The organism is Clostridiales bacterium (genome assembly GCA_025757645.1).
Lineage (GTDB): Bacteria > Bacillota > Clostridia > Oscillospirales > Oscillospiraceae > CAG-103.
This window is the reverse complement of the sequence record CP107216.1, coordinates 2,224,963-2,251,009: the sequence shown is the minus strand read 5'-3', so window position 1 is coordinate 2,251,009 and position 26,047 is coordinate 2,224,963. Positions and strand designations below refer to the sequence as shown.

The window sequence follows — 26,047 nt, the reverse complement described above, 5'->3', positions numbered from 1 at the left end:
ATGCCCACCGGCGCGGCGGGACATACACCGGCGGAAAAAAACCGGTGGCGTCCGCGCGCAAAATCGGTTATAATCGGGCTGACCCTATGGAAAAGAGAGATGCAGCTATGGCAAAGATTTTTGATATTTCGGACTTTTCCGCGCCGGAGCTGGACGTGTACGCCCGCCTGACGGAAAACCAGCTCGTCAACCGCGCCGACCCGGCAAATGCCCTCTTCATCGCCGAGAGCCCGCTCGTGATCGGCCGCGCGCTCGACGCGGGGTGCGTGCCGGTGTCGTTTTTGATGGAGCGCCGCCACGTGGACGGCAAGGCGCGCGAGATCCTGGCGCGCTGCCCCGCGGACATCCCGGTCTATGCCGCCGAGCTCGACGTGCTCACGCAGCTGACAGGTTTTCATCTCACGCGCGGCATGCTCTGCGCCATGCGCCGCCCGGCACTGCCGGAGGTCGCCGTCCTGTGCGCCAACGCTGCGCGTGTGGCCGTGCTGGAAAACGTGATGAACCCGACGAACATCGGCGCGATATTCCGCTCGGCGGCGGCGCTCGGCGTGGACGCCGTGCTGCTCACGTCGGCGGGCAGCGACCCGCTCTACCGCCGCGCCGTGCGCGTGAGCATGGGCACGGTCTTTCAGGTGCCGTGGACGTACCTGCCTGAGGACGGCGACTGGCAGCAGACGCTGCACGCCCTCGGCTTTCAAACGGCGGCCATGGCGCTGCGGGACGATTCGCTGCGCATCGACGACAAGCGCCTGCGCGCCGTGCCGCGCCTTGCCATCGTGCTCGGCACGGAGGGGGACGGGCTGGCCGCCCGCACGATCGCCGCGTGCGATTACACGGTGCGCATCCCCATGACGCATGGGGTCGATTCGCTCAATGTGGCCGCGGCGAGCGCCGTCGCGTTTTACCAGCTCGCGCTGCTGCGCGGCTGAGACTGTCAAAAAGTGTTACTTTTTGACAAAGAGGCTGCAGTCTGCTGCGCGCATAATTTGTGCGTCCACGGCGCACAAATTCCACACTTGCAGCCTGAGAAGTATTTTCTCCGACGCACATGTCGCCGAAGAAAATGATCTCACTTTCTTTCGCCGCTCCGGCGGCGAAACTCTACGAGGTTTTGGATAAACTGAACTCCGGCTTCCGTTCTGGAAGCCGGAGTTTTTTGTTATTCTCAGACGTCGAACCGGTCGTAGTTCCCGGCGCAGTCGAGGCACAGCTTCTGCCCGCCGACGAGGCGGATCCAGTTGGCGCCCGTCACCTCGCCGCAGCACGCGCACGGGTAGGAGTCAAATAGTTTGGCCGGCTCTGGCAGCGGGATGGTCGCCGGTTTGACGTCGAACAGGTCGGCCGGTTTCTGCGCCTGATAGTAGGCGAAGGATTCCTCGCGCGTCATCCCCTCCGGCCGCGGCCGGAGCACCAGGCGCACGGACTTGCCCGTGGCGCGGTTATAAAACGAGAACGCCTGTTTGCCGCGCATATGAAACAGCAGGTTGCCCTTGCCGATGCTGCACCCGAGCAGCGCCTGAATGGCGTCCACGCCGCAGGCGTCGTTTTCCGCGATGCACACGACCTGCTCGTCGCCGGAGAAGGACAGCTCCAGCAGCTCGGCGGCGTAGCACGCGGCCTTATATCCGATCGTCAGCCCGCCGCAGGCGTGGCCGTGAAATTGTACGCAGGTTTCCCAGTTGGTCATGATCTTGTCTCCTTTTCTTCGTCATCAATGAGCACGAGCCTGTGCCCCTGCACGTCCACGATGCTGCCCGTCACGCCGTAGACGTCCCGCAGGGCGTCGGTGTCGAAGATCTCTGCGCCGCCGTAACGGTACACCTCGCCCTCGCGCAGCAGCAGAAAGCGGTCGCAGAACCGCAGCGCGAGGTTCAGGTCGTGGATGACGATCATCGCCGTGAGATTCTGCTCGCGGCACAGGTCGCGCGTGATCTGCAGCACCTGATATTGATTGCGGATGTCGAGATTGCTGGTCGGTTCGTCCAGCAGCAGGAGCGTCGGCTCCTGCGCCAGCGCGCGGGCGAGCATGACCTTCTGCCGCTCGCCGCCGGAGAGCCGGTTGAGGAACCGGCCGCGCATGTCCTCCAGATTCAGATAGCGCATGGCCTCGTGCACGACATGGTGGTCGTGCTCCGTCACGCCCCAGGTCATGTAGGGCCGCCGTCCGAGCATGACCATGTCGTGCACGGTCATCTGTGTGTCGGGCACGTGCTGTGCCACGAAGGCTACGCGTTTTGCGATCTCCCGGTGGGAGAGCGTGAGCAGATCCTCCCCGTCGATACGGCAGTGCCCGCTGTCAGCCGTGAGGATACGGTTCATGCACTTGAGCAGTGTGCTCTTGCCGACGCCGTTGTTGCCGAGCACGGCCAGAAAGCGCCCGCTCTCCAGTTCAAAGCTCACATCGCGGAGGATCGGCCGCCCGCCCTTATAGTGATAGCAGAGATGGTCCACACAGATCATGTCCGGCCCCTCCCCTTGAACAGCAGGTACAAAAACAGCGGGCCGCCGAGAAACGCCGTCAGCGCGCCGATCGGCAGAATGACCGGCATGATGACCACGCGCGCGGCCAGATCACTCAGCAGCAGCAGCGCCGCGCCGGCGAGCACGGAGCCGGGGATGAGATAGATATAGTTGTTGCCGACGACCATGCGCACGATGTGCGGCGCAACGAGACCGATGAAGTTGATGAGGCCGACGTGCGACACGATCACCGAGCAGACAAAGCACGTGAGCACAACGTTCGTGAGTGTCAGCCGCCGCACATGGATGCCGAGACTCAGCGCCGTCTCCTCGCCGGAGAGCAGGGCGTTATAGTCCCAGCGGTGCAGGTAGCAGTAGCCGATCAGCAGCAGTACGGCCAGCGCCATGCCGCGCAGGGACTGCCAGTCCGTGCTGCCGAGGTCGCCGAACGTCCAGAATACGAGCGACGAGAGCGCGACCTCGTCGGCAAAGTATTGCAGCAGCGTGGTCGCGCCGGTCAGCATGGAGCTGATGGCGACGCCCGCGAGCACGATGCCTTCCGAGGAGATCTGCTTGAACTGGCTCAGCCCCAGAATCACGGCCGCGACAAGCAGCGAGCCGAGAAACGAGCACAGCGGAATAGCCCAGCTGCCGGCCTGGCTCAGGCCGAGACCGATGATGGCGACGGCTGCGCCGAACGTCGCACCCTGCGACACGCCGAGCGTAGAGGCCGAGGCGAGCGGATTGCGCAGCACGGCCTGCAGGATGCACCCGGCCAGCCCCAGTCCCGCGCCGGCGACCATGGCGGTGCAGATGCGCGGCAGGCGGTTATTGCGGATGACGAGATTGATCTTCGCGTCCGACGCCCGGCCGAAGATGCCCCGGATGAGCTCGGCGGCGGGCGTGTTGTAAGACCCGGCGCGCAGCGACAAAAAGAACGCGAGCGCCAGAATGGCCGCCAGCAGGATCAGAAAGCGGATGCTTCTGGCGCGGTTGCGGCTGTAGTCGGAATCGTGCGGCTTACTCGCCGAGTGTGATGGCACGGAATGCATACCCGGCCTCCTTCAGATCGGGATAGGGGTTGGAGCCGAGCAGCTCCGTAAAGATCTCGCCGGCCTTGGCCTCGGGGTCAATGTCGGCAAACTGCTCCGGATACAGCACGCAGGCGGCATAATAGGCATCGGCCAGCGCCGTCTCCAGATTGGAGGCCGAGGAGCGGAACGAGATCTGCGAGTAGACCTTTCCGCTGCGTACGGCGGTGAGGCTGTTATAAAATGCAGGATTCGCCTGATAATCTTCGTTGATCAGGGGCATACCATTAAAGTCCAGGAAGATCATGTCCGGGTCCCAGGCGAGCACCTGCTCGGTGTCGATGTTGAACGCGCCGGTCTGCCCGGTCGTGTCGGCGAGGTTTTTGGCGTGGATGAGCGCAAACGGGCCGTAGCCTGCCTCCGTGCCCTCAAAGCCGTGCTGCCCCTTGAAGGACACGCCGCCAACATAGACGGACGGCTTCTGATCGTCTGCAATCTTGGCCGTGCGCGTGTCGAGGTCGGTCTGGATGCCCTTGAGGTACTTGGTCAGCTCTTGCGCGCGCGTTTCCAGCCCGTAGAGCTCGCCGAGCAGACGGATGGTCTCGTAGGCGGCGTCATCGAGCGTGGTGTCGCTGCCGGGCACGACAAAGACCGGGATGCCGGTCTTCGCGCTCAGCTCGTCCGCATCGCACGAGGCGTAGGCGCTCATGACGATGACCTGCGGTGCGACGTCGATGATCTGCTCCACATACGGCTCGCCGTTCGTGCCGGTGACGGGCAGGTCCTTGAATTTATCGAAGTTTACGTAGTTATACAGGCGGCTCATGCCGGCCTTGGTCTCGTAGTCCTCCACGCCGACCACGCGGTCAGCCGCGCCGACATAGCAGCTGTAGCGCAGCGCGCCGACGCCGACGCACACGACGCGGTCCACCTGTTTGGGGACTTCCACGGTGCGGTTTTTGCTGTCGGTGAGCGTGCGCACGTCGCCGGAGGCGCCGTCGTTCGTTTTTACGCCGCAGGCCGTGCAGGCCAGCAGCGTCAAGACTGCCAGCAGCAGGCAGATCCATCTTCGATTTCGCATAGTGCGTGTATCCTCTCTTCCTGTATTTCTCCGTTTCGGAGCATTGTCATTAGTATAACGGACGGCGGCCGAAACTGTAAGCCCCCGTAGGGGATGAAAATATGCGCAGATTTTTCATGAAATATTTGCTGACAGTCGCACGGAAAACGTCTGTTTATCAACGCGAGATACGAAATTTGGTGAAAAACGCGCTGCAAACTGTGGCGTTTTACAATTTTACACGCATTTTACATAAGCGCTCTTTTCGTTTTTACATCCCCTGCTTATCCTGTGAAGCGTAGGGAACAAAAAACCAAAATCAAAATCGAAGTTCGAAAGGAGCACTTCATCTTGAAAAAGATCATTACCATTTTGTGCATTGCCGTCATGGCGCTCTCGCTGTTCGCGGGCTGCGGCCAGAAGGCGGATGACAACAACACGGCCGCTGCCGGCGGCACGGTCTCGACCGACGGTTCCACCTCGATGGAAAAAGTCATCGGCGCGCTCGGCGAGTCCTTCATGGAAGCAAACTCGGGCACGACCTTCACCTATAACCCGACCGGCTCCGGCTCCGGCATCCAGGCCGTCTCCGAGGGCCGCTGCGACATCGGCCTGTCGAGCCGCGCGCTCAAGGACGACGAGAAGGCATCCGGCCTGAAGGAGACCACCCTCGCCCTCGACGGCATCGCCATCATCGTCAACCCCCAGAACCCCGTCAAGGACCTGACCCTGGAGCAGATCGCCAAGATCTACACCGGTGAGATCACCAACTGGAAGGATGTCGGCGGCAACGACGCCGAGATCGTCCTCATCGGCCGCGAGGCCGGCAGCGGCACGCGCGACGGCTTCGAGTCCATCACTGACACGAAGGATGCCTGCCAGTACCGTCAGGAGCTGACCTCCACGGGCGATGTCATCACTACCGTGTCCCAGAACCCGAACGCCATCGGCTATGCCTCTCTGGCTGCCATCAAGGACAGCGTCAAGGCCCTGACCGTCAACGGTGTTGCCCCGACGGAAGCGACCGTCAAGGACGGCACCTACCTCGTGCAGCGTCCGTTCGTCCTCGTGACGAAGGAAGGCGTGGCCCTGAGCGAGACCGCGCAGAAGTTCTTCGACTTTGCGACCTCTGCAGATGCCGCGTCCATCATCTCCGCGGCGGGCGCAGTCCCGGTGGCCTGAGCCACAGACAAGCGTACAGGCGGCTGGAGACCAGCCGCCTTTCGCATATACAGAGGTGCTGGATATGAAAAAGAGATCTCAAGTTCTGGAGACGGTCGTGCATGGCGTGTTTCTGCTCCTTGGCCTTATCACCGTCGGGTGTGTGCTGCTCATCAGCGTGTACCTGATCGTCTCCGGAATCCCCGCCATCCAGAAGATCGGGCTCGTCCCGTTTCTGTTCGGCAAGACGTGGGCCTCCACGGCGGCAGAGCCGTCGTACGGCATTTTACCGTTCATTCTGACGAGTGTATACGGCACGGCCGGGGCCATCGTGCTCGGCGTGCCGCTGGGCTTCCTGACGGCCGTGTATCTGGCGAAGGTCGCCCCGCCGCGGCTCAAGACCGTGCTGGAATCGGCCGTGAGCCTGCTGGCCGGCATCCCGTCGGTCGTCTACGGCCTTGTGGGTATGCTCGTGCTCGTGCCGGGCATCCGCAAGGTGTTTCACCTGGCCGACGGCGCGAGCCTGCTCGCCGCCATCGTCGTGCTGGCGATCATGATCCTGCCGTCGATCATCAAGGTGTCCGTCACGGCGCTCGAGGCCGTGCCACCCGAGTATGAGGACGCATCGCTCGCGCTCGGCGCGACGCCCATCGAGACGTATTTCAAGGTTTCCGTCCCGGCGGCGAAGAGCGGCATTGCCGCCGCCGTCGTGCTCGGCGTCGGCCGCGCCATCGGCGAGGCCATGGCCGTCATGATGGTGTCGGGCAATGTGCCGAATATGCCGAGCCTGTTTCAGAGCGTGCGCTTTCTGACCACCGCCGTCGCCAGCGAAATGTCCTACTCCAGCGGCCTGCAGCGGCAGGCGCTGTTTTCCATCGCGCTGGTGCTGTTTTTGTTCATCATGCTCATCAACGCCACGCTCAACTTCTTCCTCAAGCGCAATAAGGAGGGGGACAAATGAAAAAGAAAGCCGTTTCCGGTGGCCGCAGGGCCTATATTCTCACCATGCGCATCCTCATGGGTGCGGCGGCCATTATCACGGCGGCGCTCGTGCTGTTTCTGATCGCCTACGTGCTCATCAAAGGCCTGCCGAACGTGTCGTGGGCGCTGCTGTCCACCGCGCCGAGCTACCTGTCCGACCGCATCGGCATCCTGCCGGACATCCTCAACACGCTCTATATCGTCATCGCGACGCTGCTCATCGTCCTGCCGCTCGGCGTGGGCGCGGCCATCTACCTGACCGAGTACGCCACGAACCGCCGGCTCATCGGCGCCATCGAGTACGCGGCCGAGACGCTCTCCGGCATCCCGTCGATCATCTACGGCCTTGTGGGCATGCTGTTTTTCTGCCAGTTTCTGAACATGAAAACATCGCTGCTGGCCGGCGCGCTCACGCTCGTCATCATGAACCTGCCGACCATCATGCGCACCACGCAGGAGAGCCTCAAAACCGTGCCGCAGAGCTACCGCGAGGGCGCGTTCGGCCTCGGTGCGGGCAAGTGGCGTGTCATCCGCACCGTGGTGCTGCCCGGCTGCGTGGACGGCGTCATCACCGGCTGCATCCTGTCTGTCGGCCGCATCCTCGGCGAGTCGGCCGCGCTGCTGTTCACGGCGGGCTTTGCCCACGCGCTCAACGACTTTTTCGAGGGACTGAGCAGCGCGGGCGCCACGCTCACCGTCGCGCTTTACGTTTACGCCAAGGAGCAGGGCCGGTTTGATGTGGCCTTTGCCATCGCCGCCATTTTGATGATCCTTACGCTGCTCATCAACGGCGCTGCTACGCTCGTTGAGCGATACTTCAGGAGGAAAAGAAGTTTATGAGTGACATTATGACAGTCCAGGGCCTGGACCTCTGGTACGGAGATCATCAGGCGCTGCACGATATCAGCATGAATATTCCCGAAAAGAGCATCACGGCGCTCATCGGGCCGTCCGGCTGCGGCAAATCCACGTTTCTCAAAACGCTCAACCGCATGAACGACCTCATTCCGGGCGTGAAGATCACGGGCGATGTGCGCTACCGCGATCAGGACATTTTCGCCCCCGGAACGGACGTCAACGAGCTGCGGCGCGAGATCGGCATGGTCTTTCAGAAGCCGAACCCGTTTCCGATGAGCATCTACGACAACATTGCCTATGGCCCGCGCACGCACGGCATCAAAAACCGCGCCAGGCTCGACGAGATCGTCGAAAAGTCCCTGCGCGGCGCGGCCATCTGGGACGAGGTGAAAGACCGCCTGAAGAAAAACGCCCTCGGCCTCTCCGGCGGCCAGCAGCAGCGCCTGTGCATCGCCCGCGCGCTCGCGGTCGAGCCGGAGGTGCTGCTCATGGACGAACCCACGAGCGCGCTTGACCCCATCTCCACGTCGAAGATCGAGGAGCTGGCCATGCAGCTCAAGGAACAGTACACGATCGTCATCGTCACGCACAACATGCAGCAGGCGGTGCGTATCTCTGACCGCACGGCGTTTTTCCTGCTCGGCGAGCTCGTCGAGTGCGGCGACACGCAGCAGCTGTTCTCGCAGCCGCAGGATAAGCGCACGGAGGATTACATCACAGGGAGGTTTGGCTAATGAGAAGCCGGTTTGATGAACAGCTCGCGCTCCTGAACAAGGAGATGATCGAGATGGGCGCACTGTGCGAGGAGGTCATCGCGCTCGCATCCAAGGCCCTCACGGAGGCGGATCCGGAGCTGGCGCAGCGCGTCGCGCCGCTCGATGCCGAGATCGACCAGAAGGAGCGCAACATCGAGTCGCTGTGCCTCAAGCTCCTGCTCCAGCAGCAGCCGGTCGCGCGCGACCTGCGCCAGATCTCGGCCGCGCTGAAGATGATCACGGACATGGAGCGCATCGGCGATCAGGCCGAGGACATTGCGGAGATCATCCAGTTTCTCGCCGGCCGTTCGGCGGAAAATGACGATCTGCTGCGCGAAATGGCGCTCTCGACCATCCATATGGTCACAGAAAGTGTTGACGCCTACGTCAAGCATGATACAATGCTGGCAGAGACGGTCATCGCCGAGGACGATGTCGTGGACAACGCCTTCGACGAGGTCAAGCGCCGGCTGATCGACAAGATCGCCGCCCACCCCGACGACGGGGAGTACGCGCTCGACCTGCTCATGATCGCCAAATACTTCGAGCGCATCGGCGACCACGCGACGAACATCGCCGAGTGGGTGATCTTCTCGGTCACCGGGGTGCACAAGGAGGGGTAAGCCATGATCTGGTGTGTGGAGGACGACGCCAGTATCCGCGACATTGAGGTCTATACGCTCTCATCCACGGGGTTTGACGCCCGCGGCTTTGCCGACGGCGTGTCATTCTGGTCGGCGCTCCAGACGGAGAAGCCCGATCTGGTGGTGCTCGACGTGATGCTGCCCGGCGTGGACGGCATCGAGCTGCTGCAGCGCATGAAGGCGTCGGCGGAGCTGCGCACCATCCCGGTCGTCATGGCCACGGCCAAGGGCGCGGAGTACGACAAGATCCGCGGCCTCGACCTCGGCGCGGACTATTACCTCGTCAAGCCCTTCGGCGTGATGGAGCTCGTGTCCTGCGTCAAGGCGGTGCTGCGCCGCTGCCAGCCGGAAAAAGCTGCACATCAGCTGCGCAGCGGCGGGCTCGTCGTCGATCTCGACGCACACACGGTCACGGTCGACGGCGCGCGTGTCGCGCTTACGTATAAAGAATTTGAACTCCTGCGCCTGTTTCTGTCCCATCCGGGCATGGCGTTCACGCGCGACCAGCTCTTTCAGGAGATCTGGGGCATGGACTACTGCGGCGAGACCCGCACGGTCGACATGCACATCCGGACGCTCCGGCAGAAGCTCGGCCCCTACGGACGGCGGATCGAAACGGTGCGCAATGTTGGCTACCGCATGGAGGCAACGACATGACCAAAAAGATCTTTCAATCCATCCTGCTCGTGGCCGGGTGCGTGCTGCTGGCGAGCCTGCTGATCATCGTGGGCTTTTTGTACGATTACTTCGGCGGCGTGGAGAAAAACCAGCTGCGCGACGAGCTGAGCCTCGCTGCGGCGGCCGTTGAGGACGGCGGCACGGACTACCTGTCCCAGCTGACGGCCGACCGTTATCGCCTGACATGGATCGCGGCCGACGGCAGCGTCCTGTACGACACGAAGACCAACGCCGAGAGTCTTGAGAACCACGCCTCGCGCGCCGAGGTCAGTCAGGCGCTGGCGACCGGCACTGGCGAGAGCACGCGCTATTCCTCGACGCTCATGGAAAAGACCATGTACTACGCCCAGCGTCTGGACGACGGCACGGTGCTGCGCATTTCCATCAGCCGCGCGACGGTCGGCATGATCGCCGTCGGCATGATCCAGCCGCTGCTGATCGTGCTCATCGTGGCGCTCATTCTCTCCGGCCTGCTGGCCAGACGGCTGTCGCGGCGCATCGTCGACCCGCTCAACAGCCTCGATCTCGAGCACCCGCTCGACAACGATGCCTACGAGGAGCTCTCGCCGCTGCTCAAGCGCATCCACCACCAGCACGTCGAGATCCAGACGCAGCTGCGCGAGCTGCGCGAAAAGACCGACGAATTCACGCAGATCACCGGCAGTATGCGCGAGGGCCTTGTCCTGCTCGACGAGCACGGCAGCATCCTGAGCATCAACGCCGCGGCGCAGGCGCTCTTCGGCGCGGACGCGCAGTGCGTCGGCAGGGATTTTCTCACCATCGAGCGCAGCCACGAGATCAGCACCGCCATTCAGGCCGCCGCTGCGGACGGCCACAGTGAGGTGCGCGCCGAGCGCGCGGGCCGCGTGTATCAGTTCGATATCAGCCGCATCACGTCCGACGGGAAATTCCTCGGCACGGTCATTCTGGCCTTTGACATCACGGAGCAGGAGTTTGCCGAGCGCAACCGCCGCGAGTTCACGGCGAATGTCTCGCACGAGCTCAAAACGCCGCTGCAGGGCATCATCGGCAGCGCCGAGCTGATCGAAAACGGCATGGTCAGGCCCGAGGATCTGCCGCGCTTCGTCGGCCACATCCACGCCGAGGCCGCGCGCCTCGTCACGCTCATCGACGATATCATCCGCCTGTCCCAGCTCGACGAGGGCGACGCCATGCCGACGGAGCCGGTCGACCTGCTCGCCGTGTCGCAGGAGGCGGCGGAGAACCTGCACGACGCCGCGGCCGCGCGCAGCGTTACGGTCAGCGTCACGGGACAGCCGGCCGTCCTGCCCGGCGTCCGCCGCCTGATCTATGAGATCGTCTATAACCTCTGCGACAACGCCATCAAGTACAACCGTGACGGCGGGCGCGTGGACGTGACGGTCGCGGCCGATGCCGGCGGCAGCAGCATCACCGTTGCCGACACCGGCATCGGCATCGCGCCGGAGCATCAGGCGCGTGTGTTCGAGCGCTTCTACCGCGTGGATAAGAGCCACTCCAAGGCGTCCGGCGGCACGGGCCTCGGATTGTCGATCGTCAAGCACGCTGTGCAGTATCACCACGGCCGCATCGAGCTCGAGAGCACGCCCGGCACGGGCACGACCATCCGTGTCGTGTTCCCGAACCCGTGACCCGGTATGGAAAAACAGAGCGGACTTCCGGCTGCGGAAGTCCGCTTTTTTCTGCCCCGCAGGGCTTGACACCCGGGCGGGGCGGTGTTATCATGCAGTTGAGATTAAACATATCTAACCAATCGGTTTTTCAAGGAGGACATTCCATGTATCAGATCACACTGGGGATCGACGGCATGATGTGCGGCATGTGCGAGAGCCATATCAACGATGCGGTGCGCAATGCCTTTCCGGTCAAGAAGGTCTCGTCCTCGCACGGCAAGGGCCAGACGGTCATTCTCTCCGAAACGGAGATCCCGGAGGCGGAGCTGCGCCCGGTCATCGCCAAGACGGGCTACGAGCTCACGAGCTACGCCTGCGCCCCGTATGAGAAAAAGGGCCTGTTCCACCGGCACTGAACATAGCCGAACAGGACAAGCGGCACGCGGCGGTCATCTGACCGCCCCGTGCCGCTTCTTTTTATTTCGGCTCAAAGCCGTGCTCCATGCAGTACACGCGCAGGATGGCTGCCTGCGTCTTTGCGTCCGGGATGCGCCCGGCCAGCACGTCGCGCGCAAGCTCGTCGAGCGGCACGGCCTGCAGGTTGAGAAATTCATCGTCGTCGAGCTGCTGCTCGCCGAAGGTCAGGCCGCGGGCGAGGTACATCCAGATGACCTCGTCCGAGTACGCGGCGGCGGGGTAGAATGGGCCGAGCGGGATGAGCTCGCGCGCCGTGATGCCGGTCTCCTCGCGCAGCTCGCGGCGCGCGGCGGCCTCGGGTGCCTCGTCGCGGCTGTCGCGCTTGCCGGCGGGGATCTCCGTGATGACCTCGTTCACCGGGTAGCGAAACTGCCGCTCGACGATCACGCGGCCGTCGTCGAGCAGCGGCACGATGCACACCGCGCCCACGTGGCGCGATAATTCGCGCGGCGCGGTGCCGCCGTTGGGCAGGCGCACGGTGTCGCGGTAAAAGTCGAGAATGCAGCCGCTGTAGATCTTTTCGGATGTGAGTTTGGTTTCGGTCAGGTTGTCCATGGCGCGCCTCCTTACAGGCCGAGGATCTGCAGCGTGCGCGTGTCGGGCTGCCCGCCGAAGAATTTATCGAGCACGGCGGAAAACACCGGCTCGTCCGGCGCGGCGGCCGCGAAGAGCGTCATGCTCGAGCGCAGCTTCAGGTCGTCCGGAAAGCCGAACACGGCCGTGGGGTCACTCTCGTCGAGTGCCAGCAGGGCGCTGCTGATCTCCAGCAGGTGCGCGCGCAGCGTCGGCTCGCGCAGATAGGCCCGCGCCTCGTCGAGCCCGGAGATGGCATAGTACTGCGACGTGCTGCTCATGCCCAGCCCCGCGACCTGCGGGAAGATGTACCAGATCCAGTGGCTGCGCTTGCGGCCGTTTTGGATCTCGCGCAGGGCGGCGGCGTAGTCCCGGCGCTGTGCGGTGAGAAAACGATCAAGATCATACATGGTATTGCCCTCCTTACGTGGGAATGAACGGGTCGTTCGCCTCTGATTATGCCCCTTTTCGACCGGCCTTGTCAAGCGCGGCGGCCGCGCAGATCGGGTTTTACAATGCGCGCCGGCTGCGTTACAATAGGTCTGCTGAGAAAGGAGCGTTCCCATGAGTATGACATTGGAGACCATCCGGGCGGCGCACGTGCGCATCGCCCCCTATATTGTCCGGACGCCGCTGCTGCGCCTGCCGGCGCTCGACGACGCCCTCGGCTGCGAGGTGTATGTCAAGGCCGAGTGTATGCAGCGCACGGGCGCATTCAAGCTGCGCGGCGCAATGAACAAGATCCTCACCCTGACGGACGCCGAGCGTGTGCGCGGCTTTGTCGCGGCGTCCTCCGGCAACCACGGCCGTGCGGTGGCCTATGCCGCGCAGCGCTTCGGCACGCACGCCTGCATCGTCATGCCGCGCACGGCCCCGCCCGTCAAGCAGGCGGCTATCCGCGCGCTGGGCGCGGAGCTCGTGCTGTGCGAGGCGTCCGAGCGGTTCGACGTGGCGGCGCGGCTGTGCGCCGAGCGGGGCGCGACGATGGTGCCGCCGTTCAATGACGAGGCGGTCATGGCGGGGCAGGGCACCGTCGGGCTGGAGATCCTGGCCCAGTGCCCGGAGATCGATGCAGTCGTTGTCCCGGTCAGCGGCGGCGGGCTCATCGGCGGCGTGTCCACGGCCGTCAAGGCGCTCGCGCCGCGCGTGCGCGTCTTCGGCGCGGAGCCGGCCGCGCTGCCGCGCTATCGGGAGAGTCTGCGTGCCGGGCACCCGGTGCGGGTGGAGCAGAAGCGCTCGGTCGCGGACGCGCTCGTCGCGCAGATGCCGGGGGATGTGTGCTTCCCGTATGTGGCGGCAAATACCGACGGCTTTGCGGCCGTTGCGGATGATGCTATTCTTCGCGGCATGAAGCTGCTGCTTCTGGAGGGCAAGCTGCTGTGCGAGCCGTCGTCCGCCATCGGCATCGGTGCGGCGCTGTGCGGCCGGCTCCCGGTGCGGGAAGGGGACAAGGTCTGCTTTGTCGTCAGCGGCGGCAGCGTCGCGCTCGAGCAGCTGCACCAGCTCGAGGACGTCAGGCTCTGACAGACAGCAAATATCCGCCCCGGCGCACCTTCCGTCAGAAGGGCGCGTCGAGGCGGATGCTGTCTCGGGTCGTTATTTGCTGCTTGCGAGCGCCTGATCGATGAGCTCGTTGAGCTTCTTTGCCTGATCGGGTGCGGTGATCCCGCCGACGATCGGCTGGCCGACGATGTTGCCGTTTTTGTCAACGACGTATGTGGTCGGGAACGAGTACAGGCCGGCGGTGAACTTACCGGCCTCGCTGTCGGAGGCGAACCAGAGGTTGGAGTAGGTCACGCCCTTTTTCGCCAGAATGTCCTTCGCCTCGGCGATGGCGGTCTTGTCGCCGTCGAGCGTGAAGGAGTTGATGCCGACGACCGCGCCGCCCTTCGCGGCGAGGTCCTTGTTGAGCGCCTCAAGGTCGGCCAGCTCACCGACGCACGGGTTGCAGGTGGTGAACCAGAAGTTCACGACCGTGACGCTGTTGCCGGCGAAGAGCTTGCTGCTGTCGACGTCATTGCCGTCGAGATCCTTGCCCTGAAAGCTCGGGAATTTCATCGCGTCGCTGCCGGAGGCGGTCATGCCGGCCTCCTCCGCGCTCACGCTGTCACCTGTGCCGGGCGTCGTGCCGCAGCCGGGATACTTCTGTTCGAGGATGGTGAGCTTGCCCTCGATCTCCTTGATCTGCTCGGCGCCGGCCTTGAGCGTCTTGAGCTCGTCGGCTGAGAAGCCGTCCTTCGCGCTCTCGATCGTGGCGAGCAGGAAGTCGCCGTAGTTCGTGCCGTCCTCGATCATGGTGCTGTTTTTGTTGGCAGACAGAAACACCTTGTTCCAGAGGTCGGAGTTTGCGGCGAGAATGTCGTTTTCCTTCTGCATGAGCTGCTGGTAGAGCTTGCTCGCTTCGTCGGCGCTGTTCGGCTCGGTCGCGATCAGGGTCGCAATGTCGGCGCTGCCGTCCGCCTTGTCCTTGTCTTTGCCCGACGAGCACGCCGCGAGGCTGAACACCATCGCGAGCGCGAGCAGGAGCGTCACAAATTTTGTGATTTTCTTCATCATGATTCCTCCGTTTGATTTTGATGGTTGCTTACTTGTTTCGGATTCGTGTTTCCGCTCAGGCCGAAGCCATAGCGGAAGCGGATGGCTTGCGTGGGGCAGGCGCGGATGCACTTGCCGCAGCGGATGCATTCCGTGTCGTTGGGGGACTTGGTGATGTCCACGTCCATCTGGCAGGTGCGCGCACATTTGCCGCAGGAGACGCACTTGCTCGTGTCGACCTGGATGCCGAGCAGGGAGACCTTGTTCATCAGCGCGTAAAACGCACCGAGCGGGCAGATCCATTTGCAGAACGGGCGGAAAAACAGCACACTCAAAACGACGACAGCGATCAGAATGATCAGCTTGCGCGTAAACAGCGCGCCCAGCGCCGCGCGGATGCTCTCGTTTGCGGCGGCAAGCGGGATCGCACCCTCGAGCACGCCCTGTGGGCAGATATACTTGCAGAAATACGGGTCTCCCATGCCCACGTCGTTGACGATGAGCGCCGGCAGCAGCACCACGGCCAGCAGCAGGATGACGTATTTCAAATAGGTCAGCGGCCTGAGCTTTTTTGTCGACAGCTTTTTGCCCGGGATCTTATGCAGCAGCTCCTGCAGCCAGCCGAACGGGCACAAAAAGCCGCAGATGAACCGCCCGAGCAGCACGCCGAGCAGGATCAGAATGCCGGTGATATAATACGAAAAGCGGAATTTGGACGAGCCGACCACCGCCTGAAACGCCCCGATCGGGCACGCGCCCGATGCCGCCGGGCAGGAATAGCAGTTCAGGCCGGGCACGCAGACGGTCTTGCCCTTGCCCTGATAGATGCCGCCCTTGAAGAAGTTCGGCAGGTGGATGTTGGTCAGCAGCGTCGCCGCCGCCTGGATCCAGCCGCGAAACCGGCTCAAGAGCAGGGAAACAGACTGTTTTTTCTTATCCAATGCCGACACACTCCAAGCACAGCCGGATCGCCTTGTTGAGCACGGCGCCGGCCTCGCCGCGCAGCGCGCCGAAGCACACCATGGCGATGCCTGCAGCGATCAGCAGAACCTGCACAACGGCTTTCTTCGCACGAAACACCCGGATCACTCCCTTCTGTTTGCCCCATGATACCATGGCGCAGATAAAATCTTCGTTAAGAACGGAAACTTAACAGAGATTTTATGCCTTTGTGTTATCATATAACAAAGTCGGACATTCGTAAATACGCACGAGGAGAATGGTATGCATATTTTGGTTGTGGAAGATGAAAAGGCGCTCTGCGACACGATCGCGCGCAGTCTGCGGCGGCTTGCCTACAGCGTGGACTGCTGCTATGACGGGCAGAGCGCCGCGGAGATGCTCGCCGTCGAGCGCTTTGATCTGGTCGTGCTGGATCTGAACCTCCCCGGCGAGGACGGTATGACGGTGCTCCGGACGCTGCGCGAGCGTGACCGCGACACCAAGGTGCTGATCCTGTCGGCGCGCTGCGAGGTCGCCGACAAGGTGGCGGGACTCGATGCGGGCGCGAACGACTATCTCACCAAGCCCTTTCACCTCGATGAGCTCGCGGCGCGCATCCGCAGCCTGACACTGCGCCGCTTTACGCAGAGCGACGTGGTCCTGACCTGCGCCGAGCTGTCGTTTGACACCAAGGCGCGCACGGCGTCCGTGCGCGGCGAGACGCTGTCGCTCACGCGCAAGGAGACGGGCATCCTCGAATACCTGCTGCTGCATCAGGGGCGGCCGGTCAGTCAGGAGGAGCTGCTGGAGCACGTGTGGGACAGCGGGGCGGACGGCTTCGGCAACTCCATCCGCGTGCATATCTCCGCACTGCGGAAAAAGCTGCGCGCCGCCCTGGGCTATGACCCCATCCGCAACCGCATCGGCGAGGGCTATGTTATGGAGGCGCAGACATGAAGCGGTTATCTCTGCAGTGGCGCATCACGCTGATGACGGCGGCGCTGATCGGCGTGACGTGTGTGCTCATGAACTGTCTGATCGGCTATTCCGGCAAGCGGTATATGGATGCGATCGGCAGCGGCATCTCGGCTTACGGCGAGATCGAATCCGGTGCGCCCGACGCCTTCGATCCGCAGAGCAAACAGCCGGATGACGAGCTGACGATCATCATCAGCGGCGCGCAGGCGGCCTTCGGCGTCACGAACTGGTACATCACGGCGGCGGTCACGCTCATCGGCGGCGTGCTCGCGTATTTTGTCAGCGGCCGCGCGCTGCGTCCGCTGCGCAGTTTTGCAGCGCAGGTGGAAAACATTCAGCCGAGCAATCTGGCGCAGTGCAAGGTCAGCGAGGACGTGCTGCCGGAGTTTCAGCGCTTCAGCCGCTCGTTCAACGGCATGATCGACCGCCTGGACGCGGGCTTCACGGCGCAGCGGCAGTTTACGGGCAACGCTGCGCACGAGCTGCGCACGCCGCTTGCGCTGATGCAGGCGCAGCTTGAGCTGTTTTCCGCCGAGCACGCGGACGTCACGCCCGAAACGGCGGCGTTTTTGAGCCTGCTGCAGGAGCAGACGGAGCGTATGGCGCAGATGACGAAGATCCTGCTGGAGATGAGCGAGCTGCGCACCGTGCCCTGTGACGACCGGGTCGAGCTCGCGCCCATGATCGAGGAGATCTTCACCGATCTCGCGCCGCTTGCAGAGAGCAAGTGCATCGCGCTGGAGGCCGACGGCGGCGCTGTGCTCACCGGCAGCGACCCGCTGCTGTACCGGCTGCTGTTCAACCTGACCGAAAACGCCATCCGTTACGGCCGGCCGGACGGGGCGGTGCGCATCGCGGTCAGCGAGGCGGACGGGAATGTACAGATCCGCGTCCGTGACCACGGTCCCGGCATCCCGGAGGCATACCGGGAGAGCGTTTTCCAGCCGTTTTTCCGCGTGGACAAGTCGCGCAGCCGGGCACACGGCGGCGTCGGACTCGGTCTGTCGCTTGTGTGGGAGATTGCCGCGCTGCACGGCGGCACGGTGCAGATCGAGCGCAGCGGCGCGGACGGAACGGTCATGCTCGTGACGCTGCCGCGCGACGGCAAAGAATCCTAAAACACAGGCGGCGGCCAGGTCATCCCCGGTCGCCGCCTACAGCTTGTCCAAAAACCTCGTAGAGTTTCGCCGCCGCAGCGGCGAAAGAAGGTCCGATCATTTTCTCCGGCGACATGTGCGGCGGAGAAAATACCGCTCAGGCTGCAAGTGTGGAATTTGTGCGCAGCAGACTGCAGTCTCTTTGTCAAAAAGTATTACTTTTTGACAGTCTCAAAGCGGCAGCCGGATAGCTCCGGCTGCCGCCCGTTTTTGTTCGTGCCTTACCAGATGCCGAGCACGTGCTGCATCAGCAGGCTCATGCCCGCGATGCCGACCCAGCAGCAAAAGCCCATGATGAGCGGCTTGCCGCCGGTTTTGACGAGCTTGACGATGTTCGTGTTCAGGCCGACGGCACACATGGCCATCACGATCAGGAACTTGCTGAGCGTCTTGAGCGGGGTGAACACGCTTGCCGACACGCCGGCGCTCACGCAGATGGTCGTGATCACGGACGCGAGCAGGAAGTAGAGGATGAACATCGGGAAGATCTTCTTGAAATTCACCTTCGTACCGTCGGTCTTGGCGCGCTTCGTGCGCACGAAGGCGAGCACGAGCGTGATCGGGATGATGGCGAGCGTGCGCGTGAGCTTGACGGTCACGGCCTTGTCGAGCGTCTGGCTGCCGAGCCCGTAGAGCGAGTCCCACGTGGAGGCCGCGGCCGTGACGGACGACGTGTCGTTGATGGCCGTGCCGGCGAAGATGCCGAACGCCTCGCCGTTCGTGGTCGAGAAGCCGAGCAGCGCGCCGAGAGCGGGGAAGAAGATGGCCGCGAGCATGTTGAAGAAGAAAATGACGGAGATCGCCTGCGCGACTTCCTCATCGTCCGCGTCGATGACGGACGCGGTCGCCGCGACGGCCGAGCCGCCGCAGATCGACGAGCCGACACCCACGAGCGTTGAGATCTTGCCGGGGATGTGCAGCAGCTTGTGCAGCAGCCACGCCACGACGAGCGACGTCGTGATCGTCACGAGGATGATCGGCAGCGACTGCTTGCCGGTCTGCCAGATGACGGACAGGTTCATGCCGAAGCCGAGCAGGATGACGGCGTACTGCAGCACCTTTTTCGACACGAACGAGATGCCGGGCTGCGCCGCGCTCTTGTCGTGCCAGAGCAGCGTGACGATCATGCCGGCGAGGATGCCGAACACCGGGCCGCCGACGATCGGAAACCGCTGCCCGAGCAGCCAGCAGGGCACGGCCATGACGAGGCACACGAGGATGCCTTTCCAGTTTTTCTGAATGAAGTTCATAGTGGGTCGAGGATTCCTTTCTCTCCATGCGTTGTTTGCAGAGAGCATCATAGCACACCTGAACGATAAAGAAAAATGATTTCTATTTATCAAATGATAATTTTGTGTTATCATTAGCTGAAAACCTACAGGAAAGAGGGATGCCCATGCTGGATTTTCGCGTCGAGACGTTTCTGGCCGTGTGCCGGCACATGAATTTTACGAAGGCGGCGCGTGAGCTCAACATCACGCAGCCCGCGGTCTCGCACCATATGCACTATCTGGAGCAGGCTTATGGTACGGCGCTGTTTCAGCACAACGGCAAGCGCCTGCAGCTGACCGAGGCGGGGGAGATTCTGCGCCGCACGCTGATGACGATGAAGCACGACGAGCAGCACCTGCAAAAGCGCATGCAGCAGGCCGCCTCCGGCACGCGCGACTATTCGTTCGGCGCGACGCTCTCGGTCGCGGAGTTCATGATCAACGAGGCGCTCGGCCGGTTTCTGCGCCTGCACCCGGACAGCCACATTCAGATGCAGGTGGCGGATACGAAGGTGCTACTGAGCAAGCTCGATTCCGGTGAGCTGGATTTTGCGGTCGTCGAGGGTGACTTTCCGAAGGCGGAGTATGATTTTTTCGTCTTCGGCACGGAGGAGTATGTCGCCGCCGGAGACCCGGAGAAGGCCGCGCGCTACCGCGGCCGCCCGCTGACGGACCTGCTGGGCGAGCCGCTGCTGCTGCGCGAGGAGGGCTCGGGCACGCGCGTGATCCTGGAGTATTACCTGAAGGAGCACGGCCTGGCGGCGGCGGATTTTGCCCGCACGGTCGAGATCGGCAACATCGGCGCGATCAAGACGCTGCTCAAAAGCGGCTACGGCGTGTCGTTTCTCTACCGCGCGGCCATCCGCCAGGAGGAGGCGGTGGGCGCGCTCGGCGTGATCGAACTGAGCGACTTTGAGCTGCGGCACGACATTATGTTCCTGTTTCCGAAAAACAGCAATTTCCGCGCCGATTATACGACCATTTTCCGCGAGCTGCGCGCCTGCGCCGAAGAAACCGGCGGCGCGTGACCCCACACCCAGCAAAAAGGAAGCCACCGCAGCGCATGATGCGCTGCGGTGGCTGTTCCATTCACGTTTCGTCAGCTTTTGACCAATGCCACGGCGGTTTCGATATGCTCCGTGTGCGGGAACATGTCTACCGGCTGGATGCGCGTGACGCGGTAGCCGTGCCGGGTGAGATAGCCCAGGTCGCGCGCGAGCGTCTCCGGGTTGCACGACACGTACACCACCCGCTCCGGCCCGACGGCCGTCACGGCGGCGAGAAAGCGCTCGTCACTGCCGGCGCGCGGGGGATCGAGGATGATGACGTCGGCGTGTTCACCGGCCCTGGCCATGCCCTGCAGGAAGTCGCTCGCGTCGGCCGTGTAGAAGCGGACGTTGTCCGCGCGGTTTGCCTTCGCGTTGCTGATCGCGTCGCGCACGGCGTCGCGGTTATTTTCCACGCCGATTACGCGCGCGGCGTTCCGGCTGGCGAAGATGCCGATCGTGCCGGTGCCGCAGTAGGCGTCCACGACGGTCTCTTTGCCGGCCAGCCCGGCGTAGTCGAGCGCCGTGCGGTAGAGCACCTCCGTCTGCACGGGGTTGATCTGATAAAACGCGCGCGGCGAGATGCGGAACGTGAAGTCCCCGAGCTGCTCGCGGATATAGCCCGGCCCATAGAGCACCTCGCTGTGGGGCCCGAGCACAAGGCTCGTCTGCCCGGCGTTGATGTTCTGCACGATGGTCGTGATGTCCGGGTGCCGCTGCAGCAGCGCGCGCACGAAGTTGCGCTTGCCGGGCAGCATGCCGTGCGCCGTCACGAGCACGACGAGGATCTCCCCGCTGCGCCAGCCGCGCCGCACGAGCACGTGCCGCAGCGTGCCGCGGCCGGTTTCCTCGTCATAGGGACGGATCTTGAAGCTCTTGAGCAGGCCGCGGATCGTGACAATGATCTGGTCTGCGACCGTGTCCTCGATCATGCAGTCGCTGACCGGCACGATCCGGTGCGAGGCCGACTGGTACACGCCCGAGATGATCTGCCCCTGCCGATTGACGCCGAAAGCGGCCTGCACCTTGTTGCGGTAGTGGTAGGGATCTTTCATGCCGATGATCTCCTCCACGTGGCCGAAGCGGCCGAGCAGGCGGATGGCCGTCGCCTGTTTGAGATGCAGCTGCTCGTCATACGACAGGTTCTGCAGCTGGCAGCCGCCGCACTTTTTTGCGAGCGGACATACGCGCGATGGGGTGTTTGCCATGGTCATGACCTCCGGTCTTGCGAACTCTTTTCTTTATCCTAGCACATCATTCGTCGCTTTTCCACACGGTTTTTGCGCGCGGCAGGTTCCACTCGAAGTGCGCCGCGGCGCAGCGGATGACGATGACAACGACCACGCTGGTCAAGATCGCGCCCGCGCCCTGCCAGACCTGCTGCAGCAGCAGATAGAGAATGCCGCCCGCGATGGACGCGCTGGCGTAGATGTGCTTGCGCAGGATGTAGGGCATATCCCCGGCGAGGATATCGCGCAGCACGCCGCCGCCCGTGCCGGTCAGCAGGCCGACAAACACCAGCAGCAGCGGGTCGGTGCACCCGGCGAGCGTGGTGGCGGTGTTCATGCCCGTGATCGTGAAGATGCCGAGCCCGGCCGCGTCCATGATGAGCATGAGCGCGTCGAACACACGCTTGCTGCGGCCGATGATCCGGCGCACGAACGGGAAAAACAGCACGACCGACACGCCGAGCGCGACGAGCAGATAGATCGGGTCCTGAAATGCGCGCGGCGGCGTCAGCCCCACGACGAGATCGCGCAGAATGCCGCCGCCGACGGCCGTCGTGATGCCCAGCAGCCCCACGCCGAAAATGTCCATATGCTTTTCGATGCCGAGCACCGCGCCGCTGACGGCGAACGCGACCGTCCCGGCCAGCTCGAGCAGAAAGAGGAAGGTTTCCATCGTCATGACCTCCGAAAAAAGAGTACACCCCTGCCGTGGTGCAGGTGTGTACTCTGTCCTTTTACCTGAAAGATTGGCCGCGCGGCCTTGCTTCTTCGGTGCGGAATCGTCTCTCCAGAGCTCCGTCAGCCACCGGTCCTTTTGCCTGAGAGTGTCACTCCTTCGGCGGCCGCAGCGCTCTCCCGGCGGCATCTTACGGCATCCATCTCCGACAGTATAGCAGATGCGGCGAAATTTGCAATGCCGAATTTTTTCGTGTACACTGTTTGCAGAAAATGACGGGAGGTACGCGCATGAAACGGATTTTCTGCGGTCTGTTGTGCGCAGCGGCGCTGCTGCTGACGGCCTGCGGGCAAAAGACGGCGGCACAGGCCGAAGCTGCGGCAGACCCCGCCGTCGCGGCGGCGCAGCGGTATCAGGCCATCGTGCAGGCGGTCGGCGACGGCACGCGTGCGGGCGTCAATCTCACGGACGCGCAGATCGCGCAGGCGGTGGCGCAGCTCTCGGACGCAGGACTCACGGCCGTGCACGTGGACGCGGCCGACCCGGTCACGCACCCGGAGACGGTGACGGCGTTCTGGGATGCGCGCGCGGCGGGGCAGACGGCCGAGGCCGCGCTCTACGAGGTCTGCCGCGACGGCGGGCTGCTGTGCCACACGCTGCGGTTCGCGGACGGTGCGGACACCGTCACGCGCACGCGCGTCGTCTGGCGCGACGGGGCGTTTTCCGTGAGCTACACCGATACGTATGCCGTCACGTCCCTGACGCTCGACGGCGGGCGGCTGACGTATGTCTATGACATGCCCGACAATCCGCCGGGCACGGATCACGACGGGCACATCGATACGCAGGAGATATTTACGATCGGCGAATCATAAAGCGGCGCGCCCCGTTCGGGGCGCGCCGTCTTTTCCTATCTTATGCATCTTATGCGCGGCGGGCGTCGGCTGCCGCCGCAGTGTGCAGCAGCGCGGCCTGCGCCAGCAGCTCCATGCCGTCGGCCGCCTGCGGGTAGCGCGCGGCGAGGCCGAAGTGCGCGAACGCGGCGCACAGCTGCGCGCTGTCGAGCACGACGCTGTCGTTGCCGCGGGCCAGCTCCAGCTCGATGATCGAGCGCAGCACCTGCTCGCTGCACGCTTTCTCCGGCTGCACGCAGCCGAGCAGCGCCTGCACGGGTGCGTCGGGATAGCTGCAGTAGAGTCCGTAGCGCCGCGCGGCGATGCCGTAGCCGTTGGCGGCGCGCACGCCGGGTGTGCACAGCACGCTCGCACGCTGCAGCAGCTTGCCGACGAGCTGCTGCAGCGCCGGCCCGGAGACGCCGAGTGTCGGGATGCCGACGGCCGCCGTGATCTCCTCGCAGAAAACGCCCGCGCTGTCCGGTGCGGCGATGACCGTGCAGCCGGAGGCGGCCAGCACCTCCGCCGCTGCGCGCAGCTTCGGCAGGGGCGGCTGTGTGGACGCCCCGCACAGATACGGTTCGCAGTCCGGCACGGCCGCCGGGCTCAGCGGCAGCAGGACGGCGTGTTCTCCGCCTAGCGCCTGCACGCGGCGCAGGAACTGTGTGATGGCGGCCGGGTCTGCGCCGAGCACGCCGATGTGAGGCTGATCCTGTATCTGCATGATGGGCATCTCCTGACGAAAAAAGTCTCCGCGAAGCGGGTATGGCCCTATCTTAGCGGAGACTGTGATCCGTCCGGCAACGCTTTGGCATCCAAACGGCATCATTGCGCGTTGAAATACAAAGTATTTTCCACACGCCACGCCGGCAGGGAAAAGGCGGTGTCGGCGTCCGGGTCGTAAAACTGCAGATAGTCGGTGATGCTGCTGTCTGTGCCGTCGTTGTAATTGCCCTCGGTTCCGGAGTTGAGCAGCCGCAGTGGGGCGGTGTTCCCGCCGCTTGCGCGCAGGACGAGCATTTTTTGGGCCGCTTCCGGTATCGGGATCTGCACCTCGTCGTACGGCACGCCGAGTGCGGCCGCGACCGTGGCGCCGACGCGGTTTTCAAACACGCTCAGCAGGTAATCCCACAGGTCGTTCTGCCGGATCTGGGAGGCGAAGGTATAGGCAAATTCATAACTGAGCGCCAGAACGCAGCCGGTCGCATCGTCGAGCAGGAACGACGCCGTGTCGCCGCGCGGGTTGCTCAGCGTGATGCCCCAGAGGACGAAGCCGCTGCCGTAGTTCGCGTACTGGACGGTCGCGCCCTCCTGCACGGAAAAGTCGCCGCCGAACAGCGCGCTGTCCTTTTCCAGCGCGCCCAGAAGATCCTGCGCGTACTGCGCCATCTCGGCCAGCGTGTGCACCGCGGCGCTCTCATCGAGCTCGACGGGCTCCTCGGCACCGTAAAACAGGTTCTGCATGCCGTCGGTCAGTTTCCGGCGCAGAACGGTGGCCGGCCCCTGCTCGTCGCCGGCGCTGAGGGAAAACGCCGTGTCCTGATCTGTGCGGTCGAGCCGCACGGCCACGAGGTTCGGCAGAAAAAAGCCGCCCGCCGCGATCGTCAGCACGAGCACGACGGCCACGGCGGTGCGCATCCATGGCTTCATACACGGCCTCCTTTCAGCTCCACGGTCACGACCGTGCCGTTGCCGACACGGCTCTCAAACTGCATCGTGCCGCCGTGCAGTTGCACGATCTCGTTGCACAGCGACAGGCCGAGGCCCGCGCCGCCCTGTGCGCGCGAGCGCGACTTGTCTACACGGTAAAACGCCTCCGTCAGGTGCGCGAGCGCTTCCGGCGGGATGCCGCGGCCGTTGTCGAGCACGCGCACGCGGCAGCCGTCGGGCAGCATCTCCTGCCAGACGTAGATGTTGCCGCCGTTGTCGAGCGCCTTGCGGGCGTTGTCCATCAGGTTCACGAGCAGGGTCTTGAACAGATCCGGCTCGAGAAAGCACATGCCCTCCGCCGTGCGGTACTGCAGGGCAATGCCTTTTTGTGCGTACAGGCGCTTGAGGTGCTCGAGCAGCCCCGCCACGAGATCGGCAGGATGCGCGGGCACGAGCTGGAGCTTTGACTGGTCGAGCGAGAGCATATCCAGCAGCTTCAGCCCCAGCGCTTCGAGCCGCTTGCCCTCGGAGAAGATGTAGTTTGCCGCGTCCATCTGCTCGTCGGGCGTGAGCACCTGACTGCGCAAAAGGTCTGCATAGCCGATGATGGAGGTCATGGGCGTTTTCATCTCGTGCGAGAAGTCGGCCATGAACCGCTCCTGCAGCGCCATGCTCTCCTGAATGCGCTTGACGTTCTGCTCCAGCTGCCCGGCCATGCGGTTGAAGTCGGATGCCAGCTGCCCCACCTCGTCGCGCGAGCGCACGGGCGCCCGATAGCTTAGGTTGCCGCGCGCCAGCTCTCTTGACGCGCGTGAAAGCGTGCCGAGCGGGCGCGTCAGCAGGTAGGACGTGAGCCACGACACGGCCGCGCCGATGACGATGAGGATCACGAACGTCGTGTGATACGCGCGCTGCTGCGTCTGGCGCACGGTGTAGGCCTCCGTCACGTCGAACGCGAGCTGGACGGTCGTGCCGTCGGCCGTGGCGCCGAGCATGAGGTAGTGCCGGCCGTTGCCGGTGTGCACGATGCTGGTCACGCCGCTGCCGGCCGGAGGCTCGGGTGCTTCGTCGAGCAGCGCGGTGTCGCCCGTTGTGGTCATCTGTGCGCCGAATCGGATGCGCGCTGCCGTGCTCGACCCGCCGCTGCCGAGCTTGTGCAGCACGAGCGCGACGGTGTTGGCCGCCGTGCCGGGCGAGGCGTTGTCACCGAGCAGCTCCAGCACGTCCACGACCATGCGATAGGTCTGCACGGCGGCATCGCGCTCACGGTCGATGGAGGAAGAAAACGACTGCGCGATCATCAGGCTGCCGCCGATGCCGTAGGTCAGCGACAGCAGCAGCACCATGGCGATGGTGAGCTTTGCGCGAAATTTCATCCG

At 63.7% G+C, this 26,047-nt stretch carries 29 protein-coding genes and 1 riboswitch; of the genes, 14 read left to right on the top strand and 15 right to left on the bottom strand.

What is annotated here, in order from left to right:
- The first annotated feature begins 107 nt into the window (after positions 1-107).
- Positions 108-929 (top strand): RNA methyltransferase, encoded by an 822-nt coding sequence (locus OGM61_10885; protein ID UYI84337.1) that lies wholly within the window; start codon positions 108-110, stop codon positions 927-929.
- A 236-nt stretch (positions 930-1,165) separates the two neighbouring features.
- Here the strand turns inward: OGM61_10885 and OGM61_10880 are convergent, their stop codons facing one another.
- The 4 genes from OGM61_10880 to OGM61_10865 are packed head-to-tail and all read right to left on the bottom strand — an operon-like array spanning position 1,166 to position 4,572.
- Positions 1,166-1,687, bottom strand: coding sequence for an FmdE family protein (locus OGM61_10880; GenBank protein ID UYI84336.1), 522 nt, complete (start codon positions 1,685-1,687; stop codon positions 1,166-1,168).
- Entirely contained in the window at positions 1,684-2,460 is a 777-nt protein-coding gene (locus OGM61_10875; GenBank protein UYI84335.1) for an ABC transporter ATP-binding protein, read from the bottom strand. Before OGM61_10875 ends, OGM61_10880 begins: the two co-directional genes overlap by 4 nt.
- On the bottom strand, positions 2,457-3,512 hold the full coding sequence (locus tag OGM61_10870) for an iron ABC transporter permease (GenBank protein UYI84334.1): 1,056 nt from the start codon (positions 3,510-3,512) through the stop codon (positions 2,457-2,459). The genes OGM61_10875 and OGM61_10870 overlap by 4 nt, the downstream gene beginning before the upstream one ends.
- Entirely contained in the window at positions 3,481-4,572 is a 1,092-nt protein-coding gene (locus tag OGM61_10865; protein UYI84333.1) for an iron ABC transporter substrate-binding protein, read from the bottom strand. Before OGM61_10865 ends, OGM61_10870 begins: the two co-directional genes overlap by 32 nt.
- 330 nt (positions 4,573-4,902) lie before the next feature.
- Here OGM61_10865 and OGM61_10860 point away from each other — a divergent pair, with 330 nt between their 5' ends.
- The 8 genes from OGM61_10860 (at position 4,903) to OGM61_10825 (ending at position 11,657) form a co-directional block, all read left to right on the top strand.
- Positions 4,903-5,733 (top strand): phosphate ABC transporter substrate-binding protein, encoded by an 831-nt coding sequence (locus tag OGM61_10860; protein ID UYI84332.1) that lies wholly within the window; start codon positions 4,903-4,905, stop codon positions 5,731-5,733.
- Between the two features lie 64 nt (positions 5,734-5,797).
- Positions 5,798-6,673: a phosphate ABC transporter permease subunit PstC gene (gene pstC / locus OGM61_10855; protein ID UYI84331.1), complete on the top strand. Its 876-nt coding sequence runs from the start codon at positions 5,798-5,800 to the stop codon at positions 6,671-6,673.
- Entirely contained in the window at positions 6,670-7,533 is an 864-nt protein-coding gene (pstA, locus tag OGM61_10850) for a phosphate ABC transporter permease PstA (GenBank protein ID UYI84330.1), read from the top strand. Before pstC ends, pstA begins: the two co-directional genes overlap by 4 nt.
- Complete coding sequence (pstB, locus tag OGM61_10845) at positions 7,530-8,285, top strand: phosphate ABC transporter ATP-binding protein PstB (protein UYI84329.1); 756 nt, start codon at positions 7,530-7,532, stop codon at positions 8,283-8,285. Before pstA ends, pstB begins: the two co-directional genes overlap by 4 nt.
- Positions 8,285-8,929, top strand: coding sequence for a phosphate signaling complex protein PhoU (gene phoU, locus OGM61_10840; GenBank protein UYI84328.1), 645 nt, complete (start codon positions 8,285-8,287; stop codon positions 8,927-8,929). Before pstB ends, phoU begins: the two co-directional genes overlap by 1 nt.
- A gap of 3 nt (positions 8,930-8,932) precedes the next feature.
- Positions 8,933-9,607, top strand: coding sequence for a response regulator transcription factor (locus tag OGM61_10835; protein ID UYI84327.1), 675 nt, complete (start codon positions 8,933-8,935; stop codon positions 9,605-9,607).
- A complete protein-coding gene (locus OGM61_10830) occupies positions 9,604-11,259 on the top strand; it encodes an ATP-binding protein (GenBank protein UYI84326.1) in 1,656 nt (551 codons plus the stop codon). The genes OGM61_10835 and OGM61_10830 overlap by 4 nt, the downstream gene beginning before the upstream one ends.
- Before the next feature lie 146 nt (positions 11,260-11,405).
- Positions 11,406-11,657, top strand: coding sequence for a hypothetical protein (locus OGM61_10825; GenBank protein ID UYI84325.1), 252 nt, complete (start codon positions 11,406-11,408; stop codon positions 11,655-11,657).
- A gap of 61 nt (positions 11,658-11,718) precedes the next feature.
- Here OGM61_10825 and OGM61_10820 read toward each other — a convergent pair whose 3' ends face one another.
- A complete protein-coding gene (locus OGM61_10820; protein UYI84324.1) occupies positions 11,719-12,273 on the bottom strand; it encodes an NUDIX hydrolase in 555 nt (184 codons plus the stop codon).
- Between the two features lie 11 nt (positions 12,274-12,284).
- Positions 12,285-12,701: a DUF1810 domain-containing protein gene (locus OGM61_10815; protein ID UYI84323.1), complete on the bottom strand. Its 417-nt coding sequence runs from the start codon at positions 12,699-12,701 to the stop codon at positions 12,285-12,287.
- Positions 12,702-12,855: 154 nt separating this feature from the next.
- Here OGM61_10815 and OGM61_10810 point away from each other — a divergent pair, with 154 nt between their 5' ends.
- On the top strand, positions 12,856-13,815 hold the full coding sequence (locus tag OGM61_10810; GenBank protein UYI84322.1) for a threonine/serine dehydratase: 960 nt from the start codon (positions 12,856-12,858) through the stop codon (positions 13,813-13,815).
- Between the two features lie 72 nt (positions 13,816-13,887).
- On the opposite strand, the gene OGM61_10805 is transcribed toward OGM61_10810, so the two are convergent.
- The 3 genes from OGM61_10805 to OGM61_10795 are packed head-to-tail and all read right to left on the bottom strand — an operon-like array spanning position 13,888 to position 15,906.
- On the bottom strand, positions 13,888-14,844 hold the full coding sequence (locus OGM61_10805) for a TlpA family protein disulfide reductase (GenBank protein UYI84321.1): 957 nt from the start codon (positions 14,842-14,844) through the stop codon (positions 13,888-13,890).
- On the bottom strand, positions 14,844-15,767 hold the full coding sequence (locus OGM61_10800) for a 4Fe-4S binding protein (protein UYI84320.1): 924 nt from the start codon (positions 15,765-15,767) through the stop codon (positions 14,844-14,846). The genes OGM61_10805 and OGM61_10800 overlap by 1 nt, the downstream gene beginning before the upstream one ends.
- Positions 15,760-15,906, bottom strand: coding sequence for a CD1871A family CXXC motif-containing protein (locus OGM61_10795; GenBank protein ID UYI84319.1), 147 nt, complete (start codon positions 15,904-15,906; stop codon positions 15,760-15,762). Before OGM61_10795 ends, OGM61_10800 begins: the two co-directional genes overlap by 8 nt.
- Before the next feature lie 144 nt (positions 15,907-16,050).
- On the opposite strand from OGM61_10795, the gene OGM61_10790 reads away from it, so the two are divergent.
- A complete protein-coding gene (locus tag OGM61_10790) occupies positions 16,051-16,725 on the top strand; it encodes a response regulator transcription factor (GenBank protein UYI84318.1) in 675 nt (224 codons plus the stop codon).
- Positions 16,722-17,864 carry a HAMP domain-containing histidine kinase gene (locus tag OGM61_10785; protein UYI84317.1) on the top strand — a complete coding sequence of 381 codons (1,143 nt, stop codon included), beginning with the start codon at positions 16,722-16,724 and terminating at the stop codon, positions 17,862-17,864. Before OGM61_10790 ends, OGM61_10785 begins: the two co-directional genes overlap by 4 nt.
- Before the next feature lie 260 nt (positions 17,865-18,124).
- Here OGM61_10785 and OGM61_10780 read toward each other — a convergent pair whose 3' ends face one another.
- A complete protein-coding gene (locus tag OGM61_10780) occupies positions 18,125-19,153 on the bottom strand; it encodes a YeiH family protein (GenBank protein ID UYI84316.1) in 1,029 nt (342 codons plus the stop codon).
- A 146-nt stretch (positions 19,154-19,299) separates the two neighbouring features.
- Between OGM61_10780 and OGM61_10775 the strand changes: the two genes are divergently transcribed.
- The gene (locus OGM61_10775; GenBank protein ID UYI84315.1) at positions 19,300-20,202 is read left to right on the top strand and encodes a LysR family transcriptional regulator; all 903 of its coding nucleotides are present in this window, start codon (positions 19,300-19,302) and stop codon (positions 20,200-20,202) included.
- 71 nt (positions 20,203-20,273) lie between these two features.
- Here OGM61_10775 and rlmD read toward each other — a convergent pair whose 3' ends face one another.
- Entirely contained in the window at positions 20,274-21,428 is a 1,155-nt protein-coding gene (rlmD, locus tag OGM61_10770) for a 23S rRNA (uracil(1939)-C(5))-methyltransferase RlmD (GenBank protein UYI84314.1), read from the bottom strand.
- Between the two features lie 46 nt (positions 21,429-21,474).
- Positions 21,475-22,122, bottom strand: coding sequence for a TRIC cation channel family protein (locus OGM61_10765; protein UYI84313.1), 648 nt, complete (start codon positions 22,120-22,122; stop codon positions 21,475-21,477).
- Between the two features lie 43 nt (positions 22,123-22,165).
- Positions 22,166-22,250, bottom strand: a riboswitch (glycine riboswitch).
- A gap of 165 nt (positions 22,251-22,415) precedes the next feature.
- On the opposite strand from OGM61_10765, the gene OGM61_10760 reads away from it, so the two are divergent.
- Positions 22,416-23,000 (top strand): DUF6070 family protein, encoded by a 585-nt coding sequence (locus tag OGM61_10760; GenBank protein ID UYI84312.1) that lies wholly within the window; start codon positions 22,416-22,418, stop codon positions 22,998-23,000.
- 49 nt (positions 23,001-23,049) lie between these two features.
- On the opposite strand, the gene OGM61_10755 is transcribed toward OGM61_10760, so the two are convergent.
- The 3 genes from OGM61_10755 to OGM61_10745 all read right to left on the bottom strand — a co-directional run bounded on the left by OGM61_10755 (position 23,050) and on the right by OGM61_10745 (position 26,044).
- Positions 23,050-23,742: a hypothetical protein gene (locus OGM61_10755; GenBank protein UYI84311.1), complete on the bottom strand. Its 693-nt coding sequence runs from the start codon at positions 23,740-23,742 to the stop codon at positions 23,050-23,052.
- A gap of 101 nt (positions 23,743-23,843) precedes the next feature.
- Positions 23,844-24,668: a hypothetical protein gene (locus OGM61_10750; protein ID UYI84310.1), complete on the bottom strand. Its 825-nt coding sequence runs from the start codon at positions 24,666-24,668 to the stop codon at positions 23,844-23,846.
- The gene (locus OGM61_10745; GenBank protein UYI84309.1) at positions 24,665-26,044 is read right to left on the bottom strand and encodes a HAMP domain-containing histidine kinase; all 1,380 of its coding nucleotides are present in this window, start codon (positions 26,042-26,044) and stop codon (positions 24,665-24,667) included. The genes OGM61_10750 and OGM61_10745 overlap by 4 nt, the downstream gene beginning before the upstream one ends.
- Positions 26,045-26,047 lie beyond the last annotated feature (3 nt).

Excerpts from the sequence above, each read along its gene's own strand:
- OGM61_10885 (UYI84337.1), top strand. The coding sequence starts at position 108 with ATGGCAAAGATTTTTGATATTTCGGACTTTTCCGCGCCGGAGCTGGAC.
- OGM61_10880 (UYI84336.1), bottom strand. The coding sequence starts at position 1,687 with ATGACCAACTGGGAAACCTGCGTACAATTTCACGGCCACGCCTGCGGC.
- OGM61_10875 (UYI84335.1), bottom strand. The coding sequence starts at position 2,460 with ATGATCTGTGTGGACCATCTCTGCTATCACTATAAGGGCGGGCGGCCG.
- OGM61_10870 (UYI84334.1), bottom strand. The coding sequence starts at position 3,512 with ATGCATTCCGTGCCATCACACTCGGCGAGTAAGCCGCACGATTCCGAC.
- OGM61_10865 (UYI84333.1), bottom strand. The coding sequence starts at position 4,572 with ATGCGAAATCGAAGATGGATCTGCCTGCTGCTGGCAGTCTTGACGCTG.
- pstC (UYI84331.1), top strand. The coding sequence starts at position 5,798 with ATGAAAAAGAGATCTCAAGTTCTGGAGACGGTCGTGCATGGCGTGTTT.
- pstA (UYI84330.1), top strand. The coding sequence starts at position 6,670 with ATGAAAAAGAAAGCCGTTTCCGGTGGCCGCAGGGCCTATATTCTCACC.
- pstB (UYI84329.1), top strand. The coding sequence starts at position 7,530 with ATGAGTGACATTATGACAGTCCAGGGCCTGGACCTCTGGTACGGAGAT.
- phoU (UYI84328.1), top strand. The coding sequence starts at position 8,285 with ATGAGAAGCCGGTTTGATGAACAGCTCGCGCTCCTGAACAAGGAGATG.
- OGM61_10835 (UYI84327.1), top strand. The coding sequence starts at position 8,933 with ATGATCTGGTGTGTGGAGGACGACGCCAGTATCCGCGACATTGAGGTC.
- OGM61_10830 (UYI84326.1), top strand. The coding sequence starts at position 9,604 with ATGACCAAAAAGATCTTTCAATCCATCCTGCTCGTGGCCGGGTGCGTG.
- OGM61_10825 (UYI84325.1), top strand. The coding sequence starts at position 11,406 with ATGTATCAGATCACACTGGGGATCGACGGCATGATGTGCGGCATGTGC.
- OGM61_10820 (UYI84324.1), bottom strand. The coding sequence starts at position 12,273 with ATGGACAACCTGACCGAAACCAAACTCACATCCGAAAAGATCTACAGC.
- OGM61_10815 (UYI84323.1), bottom strand. The coding sequence starts at position 12,701 with ATGTATGATCTTGATCGTTTTCTCACCGCACAGCGCCGGGACTACGCC.
- OGM61_10810 (UYI84322.1), top strand. The coding sequence starts at position 12,856 with ATGAGTATGACATTGGAGACCATCCGGGCGGCGCACGTGCGCATCGCC.
- OGM61_10805 (UYI84321.1), bottom strand. The coding sequence starts at position 14,844 with ATGAAGAAAATCACAAAATTTGTGACGCTCCTGCTCGCGCTCGCGATG.
- OGM61_10790 (UYI84318.1), top strand. The coding sequence starts at position 16,051 with ATGCATATTTTGGTTGTGGAAGATGAAAAGGCGCTCTGCGACACGATC.
- OGM61_10785 (UYI84317.1), top strand. The coding sequence starts at position 16,722 with ATGAAGCGGTTATCTCTGCAGTGGCGCATCACGCTGATGACGGCGGCG.
- OGM61_10780 (UYI84316.1), bottom strand. The coding sequence starts at position 19,153 with ATGAACTTCATTCAGAAAAACTGGAAAGGCATCCTCGTGTGCCTCGTC.
- OGM61_10775 (UYI84315.1), top strand. The coding sequence starts at position 19,300 with ATGCTGGATTTTCGCGTCGAGACGTTTCTGGCCGTGTGCCGGCACATG.
- rlmD (UYI84314.1), bottom strand. The coding sequence starts at position 21,428 with ATGGCAAACACCCCATCGCGCGTATGTCCGCTCGCAAAAAAGTGCGGC.
- OGM61_10765 (UYI84313.1), bottom strand. The coding sequence starts at position 22,122 with ATGGAAACCTTCCTCTTTCTGCTCGAGCTGGCCGGGACGGTCGCGTTC.
- OGM61_10760 (UYI84312.1), top strand. The coding sequence starts at position 22,416 with ATGAAACGGATTTTCTGCGGTCTGTTGTGCGCAGCGGCGCTGCTGCTG.
- OGM61_10755 (UYI84311.1), bottom strand. The coding sequence starts at position 23,742 with ATGCAGATACAGGATCAGCCTCACATCGGCGTGCTCGGCGCAGACCCG.
- OGM61_10750 (UYI84310.1), bottom strand. The coding sequence starts at position 24,668 with ATGAAGCCATGGATGCGCACCGCCGTGGCCGTCGTGCTCGTGCTGACG.
- OGM61_10745 (UYI84309.1), bottom strand. The coding sequence starts at position 26,044 with ATGAAATTTCGCGCAAAGCTCACCATCGCCATGGTGCTGCTGCTGTCG.